We start from the raw sequence: 16,363 nt of genomic DNA, 5'->3' as shown, positions 1-16,363 counted from the left end.
GGGCGCGACGGTAACTGTATGAAATTCGCCCCCCACGGTCAGTATGGACGGCGAGGCCGGCGACGGAGGTTCCGGCGGGGGCGTGTCACGAGACAAAAAGAGGACTGTGGAGGGGTGCCCCGCGGCACCGGACGAGGGTCCGGGGCCGGGGTGCCCGTCCCCTCGGGAGGGAACCCGATGCGCACCGTCCTGCGCCGCCCCGACTTCCGCCTGCTCTTCGCCCTCGTCGGGGTGACCATCACCGCCGCCGGCCTCTACCTCTGGCACGGCCGCCGCCTCACCCCACCGACGCCCGCGCTGGCCCGCATACCGGCCCCCCGCCGCCCGCCGGCCGCCGTCGATCACGAGGTCGTCGCCGCGACCCGCCGCCGGGGCCACTGACTTCATGATCAACGAAAGCGGGGCGCCCAGGGGAGGGGGGCCCGCGTCGGGGGTACGGGGTGGGTCAGCGGGGGAGGGCGGCGAGGTGCTGCTTGACCTGGGTGATCGAGGGGTTGGTGAGGGCGCTGCCGTCGGCGAAACGCAGGGTCGGCACGGTCTGGTTGCCGCCGTTGACGCTCATCACGAACTCCGCGGCCTGCGGGTTCTGCTCGATGTCGACCACCTCGTACGCGATGCCCTCCCGGTCCAGCTGCGACTTCAGCCGGTGGCAGTAGCCGCACCACGGGGTGGAATACATCGTCAACATGGTCAGGTCCTCCAAGGGGATGGCTCGCACCCGGTCCGGGTCAGGCCAGGCTAACCGCTGCAACATCGGCGGGGGCTGGGATGATTCCTGGCTGTGGCGGTTCACTCAGCGGCGGAACGGGTGCTGGCCGGACTGGATCCGGAGCAGCGCTCCGCGGTGACCGCCCCGGCCGGCCCGGTCTGCATCCTGGCCGGCGCCGGGACCGGCAAGACCCGGGCCGTGACCTCCCGGATCGCCCACCGCGCGCTCACCGGGGACATCTCGGCCCGGCACGTGCTCGCGGTCACCTTCACCGCCCGCGCCGCCGCCGAGATGCGAGCCCGTCTCACCGTGCTCGGGGTGCGAGGTGTGCAGGCGCGCACCTTCCACGCGGCCGCGTTGCGCCAGGTCCGCTACTTCGCCCCCCGGCTGCTGGAGGGGCGGGCCATGCCGGAACTGCTGGACAGCAAGGTGCGGGTGGTCACCCTGGCCGCCGCCAAGGTCGGCCTGCGGGCCGACCGGGCCGCCGCCCGCGACCTGGCCGGCGAGATCGAGTGGGCCAAGTCGTCGCTGGTCGAGCCGGCGGAGTACGTGGTGGCCGCGGCCAAGGCGTTGCGCGAGACGCCGCACGAGCCGGCGAAGGTGGCCGAGGTCTTCGCCGCGTACGAGAAGCTCAAGCGCGGCAACGGCATGATCGACTTCGAGGACATGCTGCGGGCCGCCGTCTGGGGGATCGAGGAGCACGCCGACGTCGCCGAGCAGGTACGCGGCCAGTACCGGCACTTCGTCGTTGACGAGTACCAGGACGTCAACCCGCTCCAGCAGCGCCTGCTGGAGGCGTGGCTCGGCGGCCGGGACGACCTGACCGTGGTCGGCGACGCCAGCCAGACCATCTACTCGTTCACCGGGGCCAGCTCGTCCCATCTGGTCGACTTCCCGCGTCGGCACCGGAACGCCACCGTGGTCCGGCTGGTCCGCGACTACCGCTCCACGCCGCAGGTGGTCGGGCTGGCCAACGCGGTGATCTCCCAGGCCCGGGGTGCCGAGGCCCGGCTGCGGCTGGAGCTGCACGGCCAGCGCCCACCCGGCCAGGAGCCCGAGCTACGGATCTTCACCGACGAGCCGGCCGAGGCCAACGCGGTGGCCGCCCGCTGCCGGACACTCGTCGACGCGGGCACCCCGGCCCGCGAGATCGCCGTGCTGTTCCGCACCAACGCGCAGTCCGAGGCGTACGAGAAGGCGCTCACCGAGGCCGAGGTCCCGTACGTGGTGCAGGGGGCGGAACGCTTCTTCGAGCGACCCGAGGTGCGCCAGGCGATGGTCGCGCTGCGGGCCGCCACCCGGTCCATCCCCGGGGAGACCCCGCTGCCGGCGGCCGTGGTGGAGGGGCTCACGGCGGTCGGCTGGGCCCCGGACGCGCCCCCGGCCGGTGGCGCCGCGCGGGAGCGGTGGGAGGCGCTCGCCGCCCTGGTCCAGCTCGCCGAGGAGTACGCGGCGACCCCGGAGGTGGTGCCGATCGGGGAGGCCGCCGCGGTCGAGCGGCCGGTGACCCTCGCCGACTTCAACGACGAGCTGGCCCGGCGGGCGGCCCAGCAGCACGTACCCACAGTGGAGGGGGTGACCCTGGCCTCGCTGCACTCGGCGAAGGGCCTGGAGTGGGACGCCGTCTTCCTGGTCGGTCTCGCCGAGGGCACCCTCCCCACCGCGTACGCGAAGACCCCGGAGCAGGTGGAGGAGGAGCGGCGGCTGCTCTACGTCGGGATCACCCGGGCCCGGGAGTGGCTCTGGCTGTCGTACGCGGCGGCCCGCTCGCCGGGGGGCCGGGCTCGGCGGCCCTCCCGCTTCCTGCCGCAGCTCGACCGCTCCGGCGGTGGCGCCGAGCGGGCCGGCGCCGGCGCGGCCCGGCGGACCGAGCGACGACGCACCCAGGTGGTCTCCTGCCGGATCTGCGGCGCCACCCTGCTCGCCGGCGCGGACCGGAAGCTGGGCCGCTGCCCGACCTGTCCGTCCGACATCGACGAGGAGCTGTACGAGCGGCTGCGCGAGTGGCGGCAGCGGGTGGCCGGGGCGCAGAAGGTGCCGGCATACGTGGTCTTCACCGACGCCACGCTCACCGCGCTGGCCGAGCGGAAGCCGGGCCGCACCGAGGAGCTGATCGCGATCGCCGGGATCGGCCCCCGCAAACTGGGACTTTACGGGGATACCGTGCTGGCCCTGGTGGGCGGGGCGACGGTCGACGAGGTCTGCCCGCAGAAAAGTTTCGAAATCTAGCCGTAAATCGTTTGCCCTCGCCTGTGGGCGAGGAATAGCCTCAGGACACACCTCGCGAGCGGCGCCATTCTGGCTGCTCACGGGGGATGAGTCCATGGTCGATACGAGGAACGTGAGGGAGGTGGCACCCGTGGAGATCTTCACCTATGAGCGTCCGGCGGCGATGCCAGCTGCCTGCGCTCCGCTGTCGGCTGTCCGGGTGGCCCTTGCCGCTCGACCGTCGGCTCCGCAGGTGCACCAGGTCCCGGTTCAGGCCGAGCTGAACCTGACCGTCGCGCCGATTGCCGGAGTCGAGGGGACCAGTGGCTCCACGGGCATGGGCATCGGTGACGTCAAGAAGCGCACGGATGTCCGCGGTGTTCCACCTCGAGGTAGACCGGTCTGATCCACCAGACCACCGGCTCACCTCGAGGCCGCGGAACCCGCACACCGGGATCCGCGGCCTCAGTTTTTTTGCACCGCCGAAGTACGTCGGGAATGCGATCCACGAGATCGAAGTGAGAGAGAGGTGACCGGAGGATGAGTCTGGCGTTGGCCCCGCTCGACGTGAGCGTCGAGGTGGAGGCGAACCTGCCCTGCCGGAAGTTCGACCCCGACCTGTGGTTCTCCGACTCGCCCACCGAGCTCGAGCTGGCCAAGTCGCTCTGCGGGGACTGCCCGCTGCGCGTCGAGTGCCTGGCCGGTGCGGTGGAGCGGGCCGAGCCCTGGGGCGTCTGGGGCGGCGAGATCTTCGAGCGTGGCGCGGTCGTACCGCGCAAGCGGCCCCGTGGCCGTCCGCGCAAGGAGGACCTCGCCCGTGACGCCCAGCTCCGGGTCGAGGCCGAGGCGCGACTGGCGGCCAGTGGGCTGTCCGAGTCGCGCAGCGCGGTCCGGCTGGCAGCCTGACACAACCCCGTTCCACACGTCCCGCCGGTGACCGCCGGCCGAGCGAGAAAGTCGAAACCGATGCTGCACCTGCCGAATGGAACTGAGATGCAACTACTCCACGAAGCGTTGTCCCGGGCTCGAATGCCCCGGCCTCAGGCCGGTCGCACCACCACGAGCACTGAGGCAACCCGTTCCGCCCGTACCGTCGCGATGAAGAGCCGGGCCCAGTCCGCTCGTGACCTGGGCGTTCTCTAGATCCCTACCTGATCGCAAGGGGCGGTGACCGGATGGTCACCGCCCCTTCGGCGTGTCCGTGGCTCAGCCCACCGGGGCGAAGCCGGGCAGCCAGCGCTCCAGGATCGCCCGGTACGGCGCCTTCGCCTCCAGCTGGCAGAGCACCCCGATCGAGCCGAGCGTCACCCGGTGGATCATCAGGTACGACGGCGGCAGGTTGAGCTGTCGGCTCAGCTGGAACGCCGGCGACCGGGGGCTGGCCAGCCGGGCCGCCTCCGCGCGCAGCCAGGCCCGGCTGAACCGGAACTCCTCCTCGGCGACCGGGGTCAGCATCGGTCGCAGGTAGTCCAGAAGCGCCTGGGCGTCGATCGGCTCGGTCTGGCTGACGAAGCCCTCCTCGCGTAGCCCGTTCACCACCCCTTCCGCGTCGCCGCGGATCGCCAGCGCGGCGATCCGGCCGATCGGTTCGGGGGTGCCCTCCGGCATCCGAGCCACCGCGCCGAAGTCGATCACCCCGAGCCGGCCGTCCGGCAGCAGCCGGAAGTTGCCCGGGTGCGGGTCGGCGTGCAGCAACCCGGCCCGCATCGGCGCGGACAGGTGCAGCTCGGCCATCAGCCGTCCGGCCTCGTCGCGCTGCTCCTCGGTGCCGTCCCGGATGATGTCCGCCAGCGGCGTGCCCTCGACCCACTCGGTGATCAGGACCCGGGGCGAGGCGTCCAGCACCTCCGGAATGTAGATGTCCGGGTCGTCGGCGTACGCGGCGGCGAAGGCGCGCTGCGACTCGGCCTCCAACTCGTAGTCCAGCTCCTCGGTGATCCGCTCGCGCAGCTCGACCAGGAGCGGCTTGACGTCCAGTCCGGGCTGGATCGCGCGGAACATGCCACCCAGCCGGGAGAGCTGCTTCAGGTCGGCGAGCAGGGCGTCGCCGGCGCCGGGGTACTGGATCTTCACGGCGACGTCCCGATGGTTCGGGCCGCCGTTCGGGCTGTAGCCGGGGTCGCGCCAGACCGCGCGGTGCACCTGCCCGATGCTGGCCGCGGCGGCCGGGGTGTCGTTGAACTCGACGAACCGCTCCCGCCAGTCCGGCCCGAGCTGCTCGGCGAGCACCTTGTGCACGGTGGCGGCCGGCAGCGGCGGGGCGGCCTCCTGGAGCTTGGTGAGCGCCTGGCGGTAGGGGGCGGCGATCTCCTCGGGCAGCGCCGCCTCGAAGACCGACAGCGCCTGGCCGAACTTCATCGCCCCGCCCTTGAGCTGCCCGAGCACGCTGAACAGCTGCTCGGCGGTGCGCTGCTGGATCTCGGCGGAGATGACGTCGGAGGCGAGCCCGGTGACCCGCTTGCCCATGCCGAGGACGGTCCGACCGGCGAAGCCGAGCGGCAGAGCGGCGAGCTTGGCGGTCCGGGACACGGCCCGGCGCGGGATGTCGGTCACCCGGTCATTGTTACCGACTCGGCGGGCCCGCTGCTGCTACGAAGCCGGGAGCGGGTGGGGCGGCCCCGGATCGGGCGACGCCCGGAGCACCCGCAGGACGGATGCGGCGGCCACTGGCGGCGGCGGAAGCGGCCCGCCCCGGCGACCTCGACCGCGCAGCCGAGGGTCTCCGGGGTGCCCCCGTCGAGGTGGGCGAGGGCCTCGGCGACCGCGTACGCCACCGCCGCGAGCCGGGTGGTCGTGGCACAGGCCCGTTCGCCGGCGTCGGCCGCGAGCTGGGCGGCGAGCCGGGGCCAGTCCGGATCCCGGTCGGCCCGGTGCAGGTCGAGGCAGTTCAGGCAGGGGCCGACCGGCGGCCGGACCAGCGGGCCGACCGCCGGTACGCCGCCGCGCAGGTCGACCTGGAGGTGGGGCTGGCGGCGCTGGGCGTACCCGGTGGCCAGCAGGGCGGCGGGCCGGTCGGTGCCGAGCTGGATCACCAGGTCGACGCGGCCGCGCCGGAGCGGGGCGGTCGCCGTGCCGGGGGCGCACCGCCCGAGCGCGCCGCGGACCGCCGCGGCCAGCGGCCGGCCCACCTCGGCGGCGGTGAGCCCGGTCCCGACCAGGTCGGCCGGGCGGACCGGTCCGCTCAGGTCGGGCGTCACGTGCCCGACGCCGGCCTGGGCCAGCCCGACGGCGATCGCCGCGCCGAGCCGGCCGGACCCGGTGACCAGCACCCGGGCCGTGCGGCGGCGGCGCACCACCTGGGCCGGCGTGACGGGTGGTCCGGGCACGGCCAGGGCCAGGGCGTCCGCCTCGTCGGCCAGCCGGGCCCGGATCGGCCCGGCGAGGTCCCGGGGGAGCAGGCTGTGCGCCGGTACGACGAGACCGGCGGTCCGGAGCGTGTCGAGCAGGAGCCGGGCCTCCGCCGGGGCCACCTGGACCGTGGCCGCGTACGCAAGGACGGCCCGCTCGCTGCGGCTGCCGTCCAGCAGGTCGAGCAGGTGGGCGGCCCGGGGATTCGCCAACTCCAGCAGCACCGCCCGGCCGGGCTCCACCCCGAGCTGGAGGGTGTGCCGGTCCCGCCAGAGGCGGGTCAGGCCGGGCAAGAGGGTGGGGCGGGGGAGCGGACTCGGCTGGGTCATGACACGAATCGTGACCGTGTCCGCGCTCTCCGTCGATCGTTGTCCACAGGTGCGCCCGTCCCTGTCCAGGGTTGTCCACAGGGAAGGGCGGGGTTGTCCACAACCAGCCGGTAACCGGTGTCGGCGAGCTGCCAGTCAGGGCGGAGCCGAATGGGGGAGGGGGGGGGGGGGGGGGGGGCCCCCCCCCCCCCCCCCCCCCCCCCCGCGCGACCCGTACGGGTCAGACCTTGGCCTTGCCGAGAATGCGGTTCACTGTTGTGCCGCACACCGGGCACTTGCCCTTGGCCATGTTCATGCCGGTCTTCGAGACCTCCACGTGCCCCTCGAAGTCCCGCTTCTCCTTGCACTTCACGCAGTAACCGTTGTAGGTCTGGGCCTGGTCGGCCACGGTAGCCCTCCTCGTCTCGTCCGCCGGGCACGCCGTCCCGGTGGGTTTCCCTGCGGCGGGCCACGGAGGGCGCCGGCGCCGGGATCGGCGGCCACGCTCGTGACCGCTGGTTGGCGGACCCTACCCAGGTCTGGGCAGTTCCATGTCAGCTGTGCGCCGACTCTGTGAGCTAGTCGACGTCGAGAGTGTGCATGCCGAGTTACGTCGGATAAGTCAGTTTGGCGGGGACACGCCGGGTGAATGCGCTCAGATCCCCCTTCAGGGCGCCCCCGCGCGGCGGCGCGTCCGTAGATCACCTAACGTGTGGGCGGGCCCGGAGGTGACGCTCCGGAGTGCCCTACGGGTCTTCCGCAAAGAAATTTTTCAGGACTCCTGACGACCAACCACCATTTTCCGGGCGCGTGTCGTCGTGTTGACTCTTGCGGACCCCTGGTCAGTACGCATTAGCTTTCCCTCGTGACAGTCATCCGAGGCTGCGCGGGTCAGTGATGGCCGCGACGCGGAAGCCCGTCGTCGAGGTACGGCGCAGTCAGCGCCGGCGACGCACGGTGTCCGCGTACCGGGACGGTGAGCGGGTCGTGGTGCTCATCCCCGACCAGTTCTCCCGCGCCGAGGAGAGCGAGTGGGTCGACCGGATGCTGGCCCGGCTCGCCGCCCGCGAGGGCCGGCTGGCCCGCTCCGACGCCGAGCTGCTGGCCCGGGCCGCCCGGCTGATCAACCTCTACCTGACCGAGTACGGCGTCGCGGCCGCCCCCGCCAGCGTCCGCTGGGTCACCAACCAGAACGGCCGCTGGGGCTCCTGCACCCCGGCCGACCGCACCATCCGGATCTCGCACCGGATCCAGGACATGCCCGACTGGGTGGTCGACTACGTGCTCCTGCACGAGCTGGCGCACCTGATCGTGCCCAGCCACAACGCCTCGTTCTGGGCCCTGGTCGGCCGGTACCCGAAGACCGAGCGCGCCCGCGGCTACCTGGAGGGCGTCGCCGCCGCCAGCGGCGTACCCCTGGCCGACTGATCGCGCCGCCGGCCCCGGCGGCCCGGCTAGATCCACTCGGGATGCGCCAGGGCGCGCCTTCCCGGCCCGCCCACCGACCGCCTCACGGCAGGACGAGTCGATCATCGGGCTCCCGACGCCCCGCGGAGCGGCACACGGACGGAGGCGGCACCTCCGGGAAAGTGCTGCCTCCCTGCGCGCTGGGGCCACAACTTCCCTGAGCTTGCGCGGATCTTGGTGAGCGGGTGGGGTGATGGGCCACGGGTTAGGGTCGGGCATGGCCCGACGTGTGGTGGTGGCGTTGCTCGGACCGGTGGCCTGGACGCCGCCAGGGATCGACCCGTCCCGGTGGCGTACCGCGCTCGCCGAGGACGTCGTGGACCTGCTGGCCACGCTCAACGAGGTGGAGACCGCGGTCGCGGTGACGCCGACGGACCGTTGGCTGGCCGACGCGGTCGTCTGGCCGGGCACCGCCGTGCTCGAGGTGCCGGAACCCACCGTCAACGCCGTGTTCGCCGCCCTGGCCGGGGACGCCGCGCCGCTCGGGAAGGCCGTGCCCCTCGCGGAGGCCGTCCCGGCCGCAGCGGCCGTCCCGCTCGGGGAGGGCGCGCCGCGCCCGGAGAACGCGCCGGCTGTCGGCGCCGGCCCGACCGGGTACGACCAGGCGGCGGTGGTGGTCGCCGACGCGCCGGACGTGCCGGGGCTGACCCTCGGCAAGCTGCTCCGGCCGCTGTCCAGCCGGCCGGTCGCGGTCGCCCCGGTGGAGGGGGGCGGTCCCGGGCTGCTCGGCGTGGCCGCCCGGCTGCCCGTTCCGGACTGGCTGCCGGCGCTGGACCTCGGCACGGCCGCGCCGGGCGAGGTGCGTGCGGCCGCCCCCCGCCCGGGGGACGTGGCGGTCACCGCCGGCTGGCGCCGGTTGCGTGGCCCGGCCGACCTGGCCACCCTCGATCCGGCCGTCGAGGGCTGGGACGCCACCCGCGCCCTGCTCTCCGGCCATTCGGGCTGACCGCCCTCGGGCACAGCAAGATCCGCACAACTTCCGCGAAACCGTAGCCTCGACACGAGCGCGAGGCCACAGTTTCCGTGACGTTGTGCGGATCTTGACGGTAGGGGCGGCTCAGGACTTCTTGTCGTCGTCCTCGCCCGGGGTCTGCTCCTCCGGGGCGCCGGGGGCGGTGAAGTCGAAGTTCGCCAGCTCCTCGTCCAGGTCGCTACTGGTCGCGGCGAACGCCTCCGGGTTGGCGAAGTCGTCGTCCGAGGGGAGCAGGTCGGGGTGGCCCCAGATCGCGTCCCGGCCGGCGATCCCGCGGTGCTCGGTCAGCGCCGCCCAGAGCACGGTGGCCTCCCGCAGCCGGCGGGGCCGCAGCTCCAGGCCGACCAGGGCGGCGAACGTCTGCTCAGCCGGCCCGCCGGCGGCCCGGCGGCGGCGGAACGCCTCGCCGAGGCGGACGACGTTGGGCAGGCGGTCGCCCGCGGCGCTGTCCACCACGTGGCACACCCAGCCCTCGACCAGCGCGAGCACCGTCTCCAGCCGGGCCAGCGAGGCCTTCTGCGCCGGGGTGTCCTCCGGCGTGAAGATGCCCTCCAGGGCGATCGCCTGCATCGACTCCGGGTCGGTCGGATCGACCCGGCCCATCGCCTCCTCGATCGCCTCCCGGTTGACCCGGATGCCGGCGGCGTAGTTCTCCACTGCGGTGAGCACGTGTCCGCGCAGCCACGGCACGTGCTGGAAGAGCCGCTGGTGAGCGGCCTCCCGCAGGGCCACGTAGAGGCGTACCTCGTCCTCGGGCAGCTCCAGGCCCTCGCCGTACGCCCGGATGTTGGCCGGGATGAGCGCGGCGGTGCCGGCCGGGCCGAGCGGCAGGCCGATGTCCCCGGCGGAGAGCACCTCGGCGGCGAGCGAGCCGAGCGCCTGGCCGAGCTGGCCGCCGAACAGCGCGCCGCCCAGCGTGGCGACCATCGACTGCATCGGGCCGAGCTGGGCGCGGGCCTCCGGCGGCACCAGGTCGCCCATCGCGCCCACCATCCGGCTGGCCACCGGGTCGCAGAGCTTGCGCCAGACGTCGAGGGTCTTGTAGATCCACTCGTTGCGGTTCCAGGCGACCGACGTCCGGATGCCGGAGGGCCACGAGGTGGCCGGCTCCAGCCAGAGGTCGGCGATCCGCAGCGCCTCCTCCACCGCGTTGCGTTCGAACGGCGAGACCGCCGGGTCGCCGCTGGCGGCGAGCTGGCTGGCGGCCACCTGACGGGCGAGGTCCCAGTTGACCGGCCCGCTGCCCGGCGCGGAGAGCAGGTGCTGCAACTGCGACATGAACTGCTGCATCTGCGCGGGATCGTTGGGGTCTGGTGGTTGCCCACCCGGGAGCGCGAATCCGAACGGAATATCAGGCACGTCGTCTACGGTACGCGTGCCCCGCCGCAGGTCGCGTCCGTCGGCGTTGCGCTGAGGGCGAAGTCCGGCGGTCACCGCGCCGGACGTCTCCGCCCGGATCGGTACGCTCTGCCGCATGAGACGTCGCGGCGTGACCGTCCTCCTCGGTGCACTGCTCACCGCCCTGCTCAGCGTCGGCGTGCTGAGTGTGCCCATCCCGTACGTGGTGCTCGGTCCCGGCCCGACGGTCAACACCCTCGGCAGCGCCGACGGCAAGGAGATCATCCAGGTCACCGGGCGGGCGACGTCCACCTCCGCGGGCCAGTTGCGGCTCACCACGGTCGGCGTGCAGCCCACCGTGCGGCTCCGGTCGGCGTTGGCCGGCTGGTTCTCCGAGGACGAGGCGGTGGTGCCGCGCGAGCTGGTCTACCCGCCTGGCGAGTCGCAGGAGGAGGTCGAGAAGCGCAACGCCGAGGACTTCCAGAACTCGCAGACCAGCGCGGAGACCGCCGCCCTGCGGGAGCTGGGCTACCCGATCCGGGTGCTGGTGAAGGCGGTCACCCCGGGCGGTCCGTCGGTCGACGTGCTCAAGCCCAACGACGTGCTCACCTCGGTCGACGGCCAGCAGGTGACCAGCGCCGCCCGGCTCACCGAGCTGATCCGGGCCAAGCCGGCGGGGACCGCCCTGAAGATCGGGTACACCCGGGACGGCGAGCCGGCCACCGCCACGGTGACCAGCCGGGAACAGGACGGCCGGCCGCGGATCGGCATCGAGATCGACCAGCAGCAGCCGCACCCGTTCACTCTCAAGATCGACCTCGGGGACATCGGCGGGCCGAGCGCCGGGCTGATGTTCGCCCTCGGCATCGTCGACAAGCTGGAGCCCGCCGACCTGACCGGCGGGAAGATCATCGCGGGCACCGGCACGATCGACGACGAGGGCCGGGTCGGCCCGATCGGCGGCATCGCGCAGAAGCTGGTCGGCGCCAAGGAGGCCGGCGCGAAGGTCTTCCTGGTACCCGCCGACAACTGCGCCGAGGCGGTCCGCAACCCGCAGCCCGATCTGCCGTTGCTCAGGGTGGCGTCGCTGGACGACGCGCTGAAGGCGCTCGATACCCTGCGCGCCGGCGGGCAGCCCACCCGCTGCTGAGCGGGCCCGGTTGCGGGTGCGCGCGAGGATCGTGACGTGACCTTGACCCGACGTGTTCAGAAACACCCCGTACTCTGGGTGCCTGGTCGGAGCCGATCACATCGAGCGTGCGGAGCCAACAGTGGTCATGCGTAGCAGCCCCCTGCCGAGGATGAGCCGGCGCGGACGCGTCACCATCGGGGTCCTGATCGGGGTGTTCGTGCTCTTCACCCTGCTCGGCTGGGGGGTCAACGCGTGGACCGACTGGCTCTGGTTCGACGAGGTCCGCTACACCCAGGTCTTCACCGGCGTCCTCGCCACCCGGCTGCTGCTGTTCCTCCTGGTGGGGCTCGGCATGGCGCTGGTCATCGCGGGCAACCTCTGGCTGGCCTACCGGCTGCGGCCGCAGCTGCGCCCGCACTCCCCGGAGCAGGCCACCCTCGAGCGCTACCGGATGCTGCTGACCCCCCGGCTCGGCACCTGGATCGCGCTGGTCTCGGCGCTGATCGGGCTCTTCGCCGGGCTCTCCGCGCAGAGCCGGTGGAGCCAGTGGCTGCTGTTCCGTAACGGCGGCAGCTTCGGGGTCAAGGATCCGGAGTTCGGCGTCGACGTCGGGTTCTACGTCTTCCAGTTGCCGTTCTGGCGCTACCTGCTCGGGGTCGGTTTCACCGCGGTGGTGCTGGCCCTGCTCGGCGCGCTGGCCGTGCACTACGTCTTCGGCGGGGTGCGGCTGCAGGGCGTCGGGGACCGGATGACCAACGCCGCGCGCGCCCACCTGAGCACTCTGGTCGCCGTCTTCGTCCTGCTCAAGGCCGTCGCGTACGTGCTGGACCGGCGGGCGATGCTGCTGGAGTACAACGAGGGCGCCAAGCTCTACGGCGCCGGCTACGCGGACGTGAACGCGCTGCTCCCGGCCAAGGAGATCCTGGCGTACATCTCGATCGTGGTGGCGATCGCGATCATCGTGTTCTCCAACGCGGTGATGCGGAACCTGGTCTGGCCGGGCATCGCGCTGGCCCTGCTCGGCGTCTCCGCGGTGGCGATCGGCGGCATCTACCCGTGGGCGGTGCAGACCTTCGAGGTCAAGCCGAGCGCCCGGGACAAGGAGGCGCCGTACATCCAGCGCAGCATCGAGGCGACCCGGGCCGCGTACGCGCTGGCCGACACGAAGACCTCCGGGTACCAGGCGACCAACCTGACCCCGCCGGCCAGCCTGGCCACCGACACCTCGGTGGTGCAGAACGTCCGGCTGCTCGACCCGCAGCTGGTCTCCGAGACGTACACCCAGCTCCAGCAGGTCCGCGGCTTCTACGACTTCGGCCCGAAGCTGGACATCGACCGGTACACGGTGGGTGGCAAGACCGCCGACTACGTGGTCGGCGTCCGGGAGATCAACTACGGCGAGCTGACCCCGCAGCAGAGCGGCTGGATCAACCGGCACACCGTCTACACCCACGGCTACGGCCTGGTCGCCGCCCCCGCCAACCAGGTCTGCAACGGCCTGCCGTACTTCGTCTCCGGCTTCCTTGGCGACTCGGGCAAGGAGGCGCAGGGCTGCTCCTCGCCGAGCGACCAGATCCCGGCCCAGCAGCCGCGGATCTACTACGGCGAGCGGATGGAGGCCGACGACTACGCTATCGTCGGGCAGACCGGGGACCGCAACGTCGAGTTCGACCGGCCGACCTCGACCGGCGGCGAGCAGTACTACACCTACACCGGCGAGGGCGGCGTCAAGATCGGCTCGTTCACCCGTCGGCTGCTCTACGCGCTGAAGGAGCAGGAGTCGAACTTCCTCCTCTCCGAGGCGGTGAACAAGGACTCCAAGCTGCTCTACGTCCGTAACCCGCGGGACCGGGTGGAGAAGGTCGCGCCGTTCCTCACCGTGGACGGCGACCCGTACCCGGCCGTGGTGAACGGCCGGATCCAGTGGATCGTGGACGGCTACACCACGGCGGCGACCTACCCGTACGCCGAGCGGGTCAACCTCCAGGCCGAGACCGCCGACGAGCTGACCGGTCGGGGCACCTTCCAGCTCGCCCGGGAGAACGTCAACTACATCCGCAACTCGGTGAAGGCGACGGTCGACGCCTACGACGGCACCGTCCGGCTCTACGCGTTCGACGAGACCGACCCGGTGCTCAAGGCGTGGAACAAGGCGTTCGGCGGCGACCTGGTGCTGCCGAAGGCGGACATCCCGCCGGAGTTGGCGGCGCACTTCCGCTACCCGGCGGACCTGTTCAAGGTGCAGCGCAACCTGCTCACCCGGTTCCACGTCACCGACCCGGGCGACTTCTACTCCGGCCAGGACTTCTGGCAGGTGCCGAACGTGCCGGACGCGCCGGACAGCGGGCAGAAGCAGCCGCCGTACTACCTCTACACGCAGTTCCCCGGGCAGCAGGAGGGGCCGCGCTTCCAGCTCACCTCGGCGGTCACCCCGAACGGGCGGCAGAACCTGGCCGCGCTGATCTCCGGGTCGTACGTCGACGGGCAGCCCCGGCTGGAGGTGCTGGAGCTGCCCGACCAGACCCGTACCGCGGGTCCGGTCCAGGTGCACCAGCAGATGATCAACACCAACTCGAACATCCGCCAGCAGCTGAACCTGCTCCAGTCCAACCAGGCACAGGTGCAGTACGGCAACCTGCTCTCGCTGCCCTTCGGCAACGGCATGCTCTACGTCGAGCCGGTGTACGTGAAGAGCAACCAGCAGGACGCGTACCCGCTGCTGCAGAAGGTGCTGCTGTCCTACGGCGACGGCGGCTCGTACATGGTGCTGGCGGACAACCTCGCCGACGGCATCAAGCAGCTCGTCGAGCAGGGCAAGCGGGCCGCCCCCGGCACCCCGCCCAGCTCCGGGGGCACCACTCCGCCCAGCTCCGGGGGCACCACCCAGCCGGTGCTCACCGGCGAGCTGGCCCAGGCCGCCGACCGGGTGCAGGCCGCGATCGGCGAGGTCAAGGCCGCCCAGGCGTCCGGCGACTTCGAGCGGTACGGGCGGGCGCTGAAGGCGCTGGACGAGGCGATGACCGCGTTCCAGGAGGCGCAGGCGGCGGCGAACGCCTCGCCCGCCCCGGCGCCGAGCGGCAGCCCGTCCGCGTCGCCGTCGACCTCGCCATCCCCCTCGCCGAACGGCTGACGCCGACCCGAGCACGCCGGCCCGTGGCCCGGAACCCGTAGCGGTCCCGGGCCACGGGCCGGTCTTGTCGTGTACCGGACGGAACGCCCGCAACCCGGCACCCCGCTCCACCGTCAACAGGACAGGTGAACGGAGGGAGGCGGATTCGCCGATGCGGGACGCGAACAGCTTCGACGATTTCTATCGCAGCACGTCCGGGCGGGCGCTGCGGTACGGCTATGCGGTGGCGGGCGAGCCCGCCGAGGCGCAGGACCTGGTCCAGGAGGCGTACGCCCGGGCCTGGCGGCAGTGGGCGAAGCTGGCCGCCCATCCGGCGCCGGAGGCGTGGTTGCGGCTGGTGATCAGCCGGCTCGCCACCGACCGCTGGCGACGGTTGCGGAGCTGGCGGCTGGCGGCCAGCCGGACCGGCCCGCCCGCCGACGTCCGGCCACCGGGCGAGGAGACCGTGCTGCTGGTGGGCGCGCTCCGGCAGCTGCCGGCCGGGCAGCGGCAGGCCCTCGCTCTGCACTACCTGTTCGACATGTCGGTCGAGGAGGTCGCCCGGGAGGCCGGCGTCCCCACCGGAACCGTGAAGTCCTGGCTGGCCCGGGGGCGGGCCCGGCTGGCTGAGCTGCTGCCCGGTGTGGTCGCCGAGGAGCTGGAGGTGAATGATGTCGCGTGAACTGAGCCGTCTCTACCTGGCGCTGGCCGCCGACACCGACGAGCGGGCGCTGCCGGCGCCGGACCAGCTGCGCCGGGGTGCCGACCGCCGGGCCCGGAACCGGGCCGCGCTCGGCGCGCTGACTGCCGCCGTCCTGGTCGCCGGCACTGCCGCCGGCACGCACCTGGTGCTCGCCGCCGGGCCGGCCGGGCCGCCCAGGCCACCTGCCGGCTCGCCCACCGCCGGGCCGACCGTCGCTTTGCCCACGCCGTCCGGCCCGGCCACTTCGCCGCCGTCGCCCGGTCGTACCGGGCCCACGCCGTCCCGCACGCCGGCCGCGCCGACTACCGGCAGCTCGCCGACCGCCACCACCCCGACCAGCATCCCGGACCGGGCCTTCTTCACGCTGCCCCCCGCCAACGAGGCCGGCGGGGGACCCCGGTTCGTCTCCGGGCCCGTGCTGCCAACCCTCTGCGGCACCACTCCCGGCGGGGACAACGTCGTGGCGCGTCGCGGGCGGATTCTGCCCTTCACGCTGTCCGGCGGGCCGGATGTCGCGCCGTACGGCCTGTACCGGCACAGCGTCACCAGCTACCGCCCGGGGCGCGCCGACGACGCGCTCCGGGAGCTGCGGCAGGCGGTGCGCGACTGCCCCCGGCAGGACGAACCGAACGGGGCAGGGGAGATCGAGCGGCAGCGATTGCTGGCCGATGGCGGGTACGGCGACGAGTCGGTGCTGGTCGAGATCCGCGCCCCGTACCCGAGCGGCTACGGCGGCGGCACGCCCGGCGAGGACGAGATCCACCTGCTCCGGGCGATCCGGGTGGGTGATGTGGTCACCGTGCTCTGGGAGCAGGGCTACGAGAACACGCCCACCGACCGGCCGCAGTTCGAGAAGGACAGCGGACGGGCGACCGAGGCGGTACGGAAATGGCTGAGCTGAGGGCCCGTTTTGCGCCCCCCGGGGTCGGTGCGCTACGGTGGACGAGCCGACGCGGGGTGGAGCAGCTCGGTAGCTCGCTGGGCTCATAACCCAGAGGTCGCAGGTTCAAATCCTGTCCCCGCTACTCGTCCCGAAGGGCCCCGGAGTTCACTCCGGGGCCCTTCGCC

The 16,363-nt window shown here is 72.9% G+C and carries 15 protein-coding genes and 1 tRNA gene; 11 read left to right on the top strand and 5 right to left on the bottom strand.

Annotated elements, in window-relative coordinates; all coding sequences use genetic code 11:
* Positions 1-177: 177 nt before the first annotated feature.
* The gene (locus ACZ6S5_RS25270) at positions 178-381 is read left to right on the top strand and encodes a hypothetical protein (RefSeq protein WP_466004273.1); all 204 of its coding nucleotides are present in this window, start codon (positions 178-180) and stop codon (positions 379-381) included.
* A 64-nt stretch (positions 382-445) separates the two neighbouring features.
* Here ACZ6S5_RS25270 and ACZ6S5_RS25265 read toward each other — a convergent pair whose 3' ends face one another.
* Entirely contained in the window at positions 446-688 is a 243-nt protein-coding gene (locus ACZ6S5_RS25265; protein WP_466004272.1) for a mycoredoxin, read from the bottom strand.
* A gap of 93 nt (positions 689-781) precedes the next feature.
* On the opposite strand from ACZ6S5_RS25265, the gene ACZ6S5_RS25260 reads away from it, so the two are divergent.
* The 3 genes from ACZ6S5_RS25260 (at position 782) to ACZ6S5_RS25250 (ending at position 3,823) form a co-directional block, all read left to right on the top strand.
* Complete coding sequence (locus ACZ6S5_RS25260) at positions 782-2,938, top strand: ATP-dependent DNA helicase UvrD2 (protein WP_466004270.1); 2,157 nt, start codon at positions 782-784, stop codon at positions 2,936-2,938.
* 130 nt (positions 2,939-3,068) lie between these two features.
* On the top strand, positions 3,069-3,323 hold the full coding sequence (locus ACZ6S5_RS25255; protein ID WP_466004269.1) for a hypothetical protein: 255 nt from the start codon (positions 3,069-3,071) through the stop codon (positions 3,321-3,323).
* A gap of 134 nt (positions 3,324-3,457) precedes the next feature.
* The gene (locus ACZ6S5_RS25250) at positions 3,458-3,823 is read left to right on the top strand and encodes a WhiB family transcriptional regulator (protein ID WP_091068617.1); all 366 of its coding nucleotides are present in this window, start codon (positions 3,458-3,460) and stop codon (positions 3,821-3,823) included.
* A gap of 300 nt (positions 3,824-4,123) precedes the next feature.
* Here ACZ6S5_RS25250 and ACZ6S5_RS25245 read toward each other — a convergent pair whose 3' ends face one another.
* The 3 genes from ACZ6S5_RS25245 to ACZ6S5_RS25235 all read right to left on the bottom strand — a co-directional run bounded on the left by ACZ6S5_RS25245 (position 4,124) and on the right by ACZ6S5_RS25235 (position 6,982).
* Positions 4,124-5,470, bottom strand: coding sequence for an ABC1 kinase family protein (locus ACZ6S5_RS25245; RefSeq protein ID WP_466004268.1), 1,347 nt, complete (start codon positions 5,468-5,470; stop codon positions 4,124-4,126).
* Positions 5,467-6,594 carry a TOMM precursor leader peptide-binding protein gene (locus ACZ6S5_RS25240; RefSeq protein ID WP_466004266.1) on the bottom strand — a complete coding sequence of 376 codons (1,128 nt, stop codon included), beginning with the start codon at positions 6,592-6,594 and terminating at the stop codon, positions 5,467-5,469. The genes ACZ6S5_RS25245 and ACZ6S5_RS25240 overlap by 4 nt, the downstream gene beginning before the upstream one ends.
* A 220-nt stretch (positions 6,595-6,814) precedes the next feature.
* Positions 6,815-6,982, bottom strand: a complete 168-nt coding sequence (locus tag ACZ6S5_RS25235) for a DUF5679 domain-containing protein (protein WP_007464795.1) — start codon at positions 6,980-6,982, stop codon at positions 6,815-6,817.
* Positions 6,983-7,470: 488 nt separating this feature from the next.
* Between ACZ6S5_RS25235 and ACZ6S5_RS25230 the strand changes: the two genes are divergently transcribed.
* On the top strand, positions 7,471-8,001 hold the full coding sequence (locus tag ACZ6S5_RS25230) for a M48 metallopeptidase family protein (RefSeq protein WP_466004265.1): 531 nt from the start codon (positions 7,471-7,473) through the stop codon (positions 7,999-8,001).
* A gap of 256 nt (positions 8,002-8,257) precedes the next feature.
* Positions 8,258-8,986, top strand: coding sequence for a hypothetical protein (locus ACZ6S5_RS25225; protein WP_466004264.1), 729 nt, complete (start codon positions 8,258-8,260; stop codon positions 8,984-8,986).
* Between the two features lie 111 nt (positions 8,987-9,097).
* Here the strand turns inward: ACZ6S5_RS25225 and ACZ6S5_RS25220 are convergent, their stop codons facing one another.
* The gene (locus ACZ6S5_RS25220) at positions 9,098-10,303 is read right to left on the bottom strand and encodes a zinc-dependent metalloprotease (protein ID WP_466004262.1); all 1,206 of its coding nucleotides are present in this window, start codon (positions 10,301-10,303) and stop codon (positions 9,098-9,100) included.
* A 184-nt stretch (positions 10,304-10,487) separates the two neighbouring features.
* Here ACZ6S5_RS25220 and ACZ6S5_RS25215 point away from each other — a divergent pair, with 184 nt between their 5' ends.
* From ACZ6S5_RS25215 to ACZ6S5_RS25195, 5 genes are all read left to right on the top strand, one after another.
* Positions 10,488-11,501 (top strand): YlbL family protein, encoded by a 1,014-nt coding sequence (locus tag ACZ6S5_RS25215; protein WP_466004260.1) that lies wholly within the window; start codon positions 10,488-10,490, stop codon positions 11,499-11,501.
* Positions 11,502-11,628: 127 nt separating this feature from the next.
* Positions 11,629-14,613, top strand: a complete 2,985-nt coding sequence (locus ACZ6S5_RS25210) for a UPF0182 family membrane protein (RefSeq protein WP_466004259.1) — start codon at positions 11,629-11,631, stop codon at positions 14,611-14,613.
* Between the two features lie 151 nt (positions 14,614-14,764).
* Positions 14,765-15,274, top strand: coding sequence for a SigE family RNA polymerase sigma factor (locus tag ACZ6S5_RS25205; RefSeq protein ID WP_466004258.1), 510 nt, complete (start codon positions 14,765-14,767; stop codon positions 15,272-15,274).
* On the top strand, positions 15,264-16,196 hold the full coding sequence (locus ACZ6S5_RS25200) for a hypothetical protein (RefSeq protein WP_466004257.1): 933 nt from the start codon (positions 15,264-15,266) through the stop codon (positions 16,194-16,196). The genes ACZ6S5_RS25205 and ACZ6S5_RS25200 overlap by 11 nt, the downstream gene beginning before the upstream one ends.
* A 50-nt stretch (positions 16,197-16,246) precedes the next feature.
* A tRNA-Met gene (locus tag ACZ6S5_RS25195) sits at positions 16,247-16,320 on the top strand.
* Positions 16,321-16,363: the final 43 nt, after the last annotated feature.

This window comes from Micromonospora sp. NPDC051924 (assembly GCF_055586005.1).
The sequence above is the reverse complement of the archived record's forward strand: the minus strand, read 5'-3'. Positions and strand labels throughout refer to the sequence as shown.

Coding starts and splice junctions, on each gene's coding strand:
- ACZ6S5_RS25270 (WP_466004273.1), top strand. CDS start 178: ATGCGCACCGTCCTGCGCCGCCCCGACTTCCGCCTGCTCTTCGCCCTC.
- ACZ6S5_RS25265 (WP_466004272.1), bottom strand. CDS start 688: ATGTTGACGATGTATTCCACCCCGTGGTGCGGCTACTGCCACCGGCTG.
- ACZ6S5_RS25250 (WP_091068617.1), top strand. CDS start 3,458: ATGAGTCTGGCGTTGGCCCCGCTCGACGTGAGCGTCGAGGTGGAGGCG.
- ACZ6S5_RS25240 (WP_466004266.1), bottom strand. CDS start 6,594: ATGACCCAGCCGAGTCCGCTCCCCCGCCCCACCCTCTTGCCCGGCCTG.
- ACZ6S5_RS25230 (WP_466004265.1), top strand. CDS start 7,471: ATGGCCGCGACGCGGAAGCCCGTCGTCGAGGTACGGCGCAGTCAGCGC.
- ACZ6S5_RS25225 (WP_466004264.1), top strand. CDS start 8,258: ATGGCCCGACGTGTGGTGGTGGCGTTGCTCGGACCGGTGGCCTGGACG.
- ACZ6S5_RS25220 (WP_466004262.1), bottom strand. CDS start 10,303: ATGCAGCAGTTCATGTCGCAGTTGCAGCACCTGCTCTCCGCGCCGGGC.
- ACZ6S5_RS25215 (WP_466004260.1), top strand. CDS start 10,488: ATGAGACGTCGCGGCGTGACCGTCCTCCTCGGTGCACTGCTCACCGCC.
- ACZ6S5_RS25210 (WP_466004259.1), top strand. CDS start 11,629: ATGCGTAGCAGCCCCCTGCCGAGGATGAGCCGGCGCGGACGCGTCACC.
- ACZ6S5_RS25205 (WP_466004258.1), top strand. CDS start 14,765: ATGCGGGACGCGAACAGCTTCGACGATTTCTATCGCAGCACGTCCGGG.
- ACZ6S5_RS25200 (WP_466004257.1), top strand. CDS start 15,264: ATGTCGCGTGAACTGAGCCGTCTCTACCTGGCGCTGGCCGCCGACACC.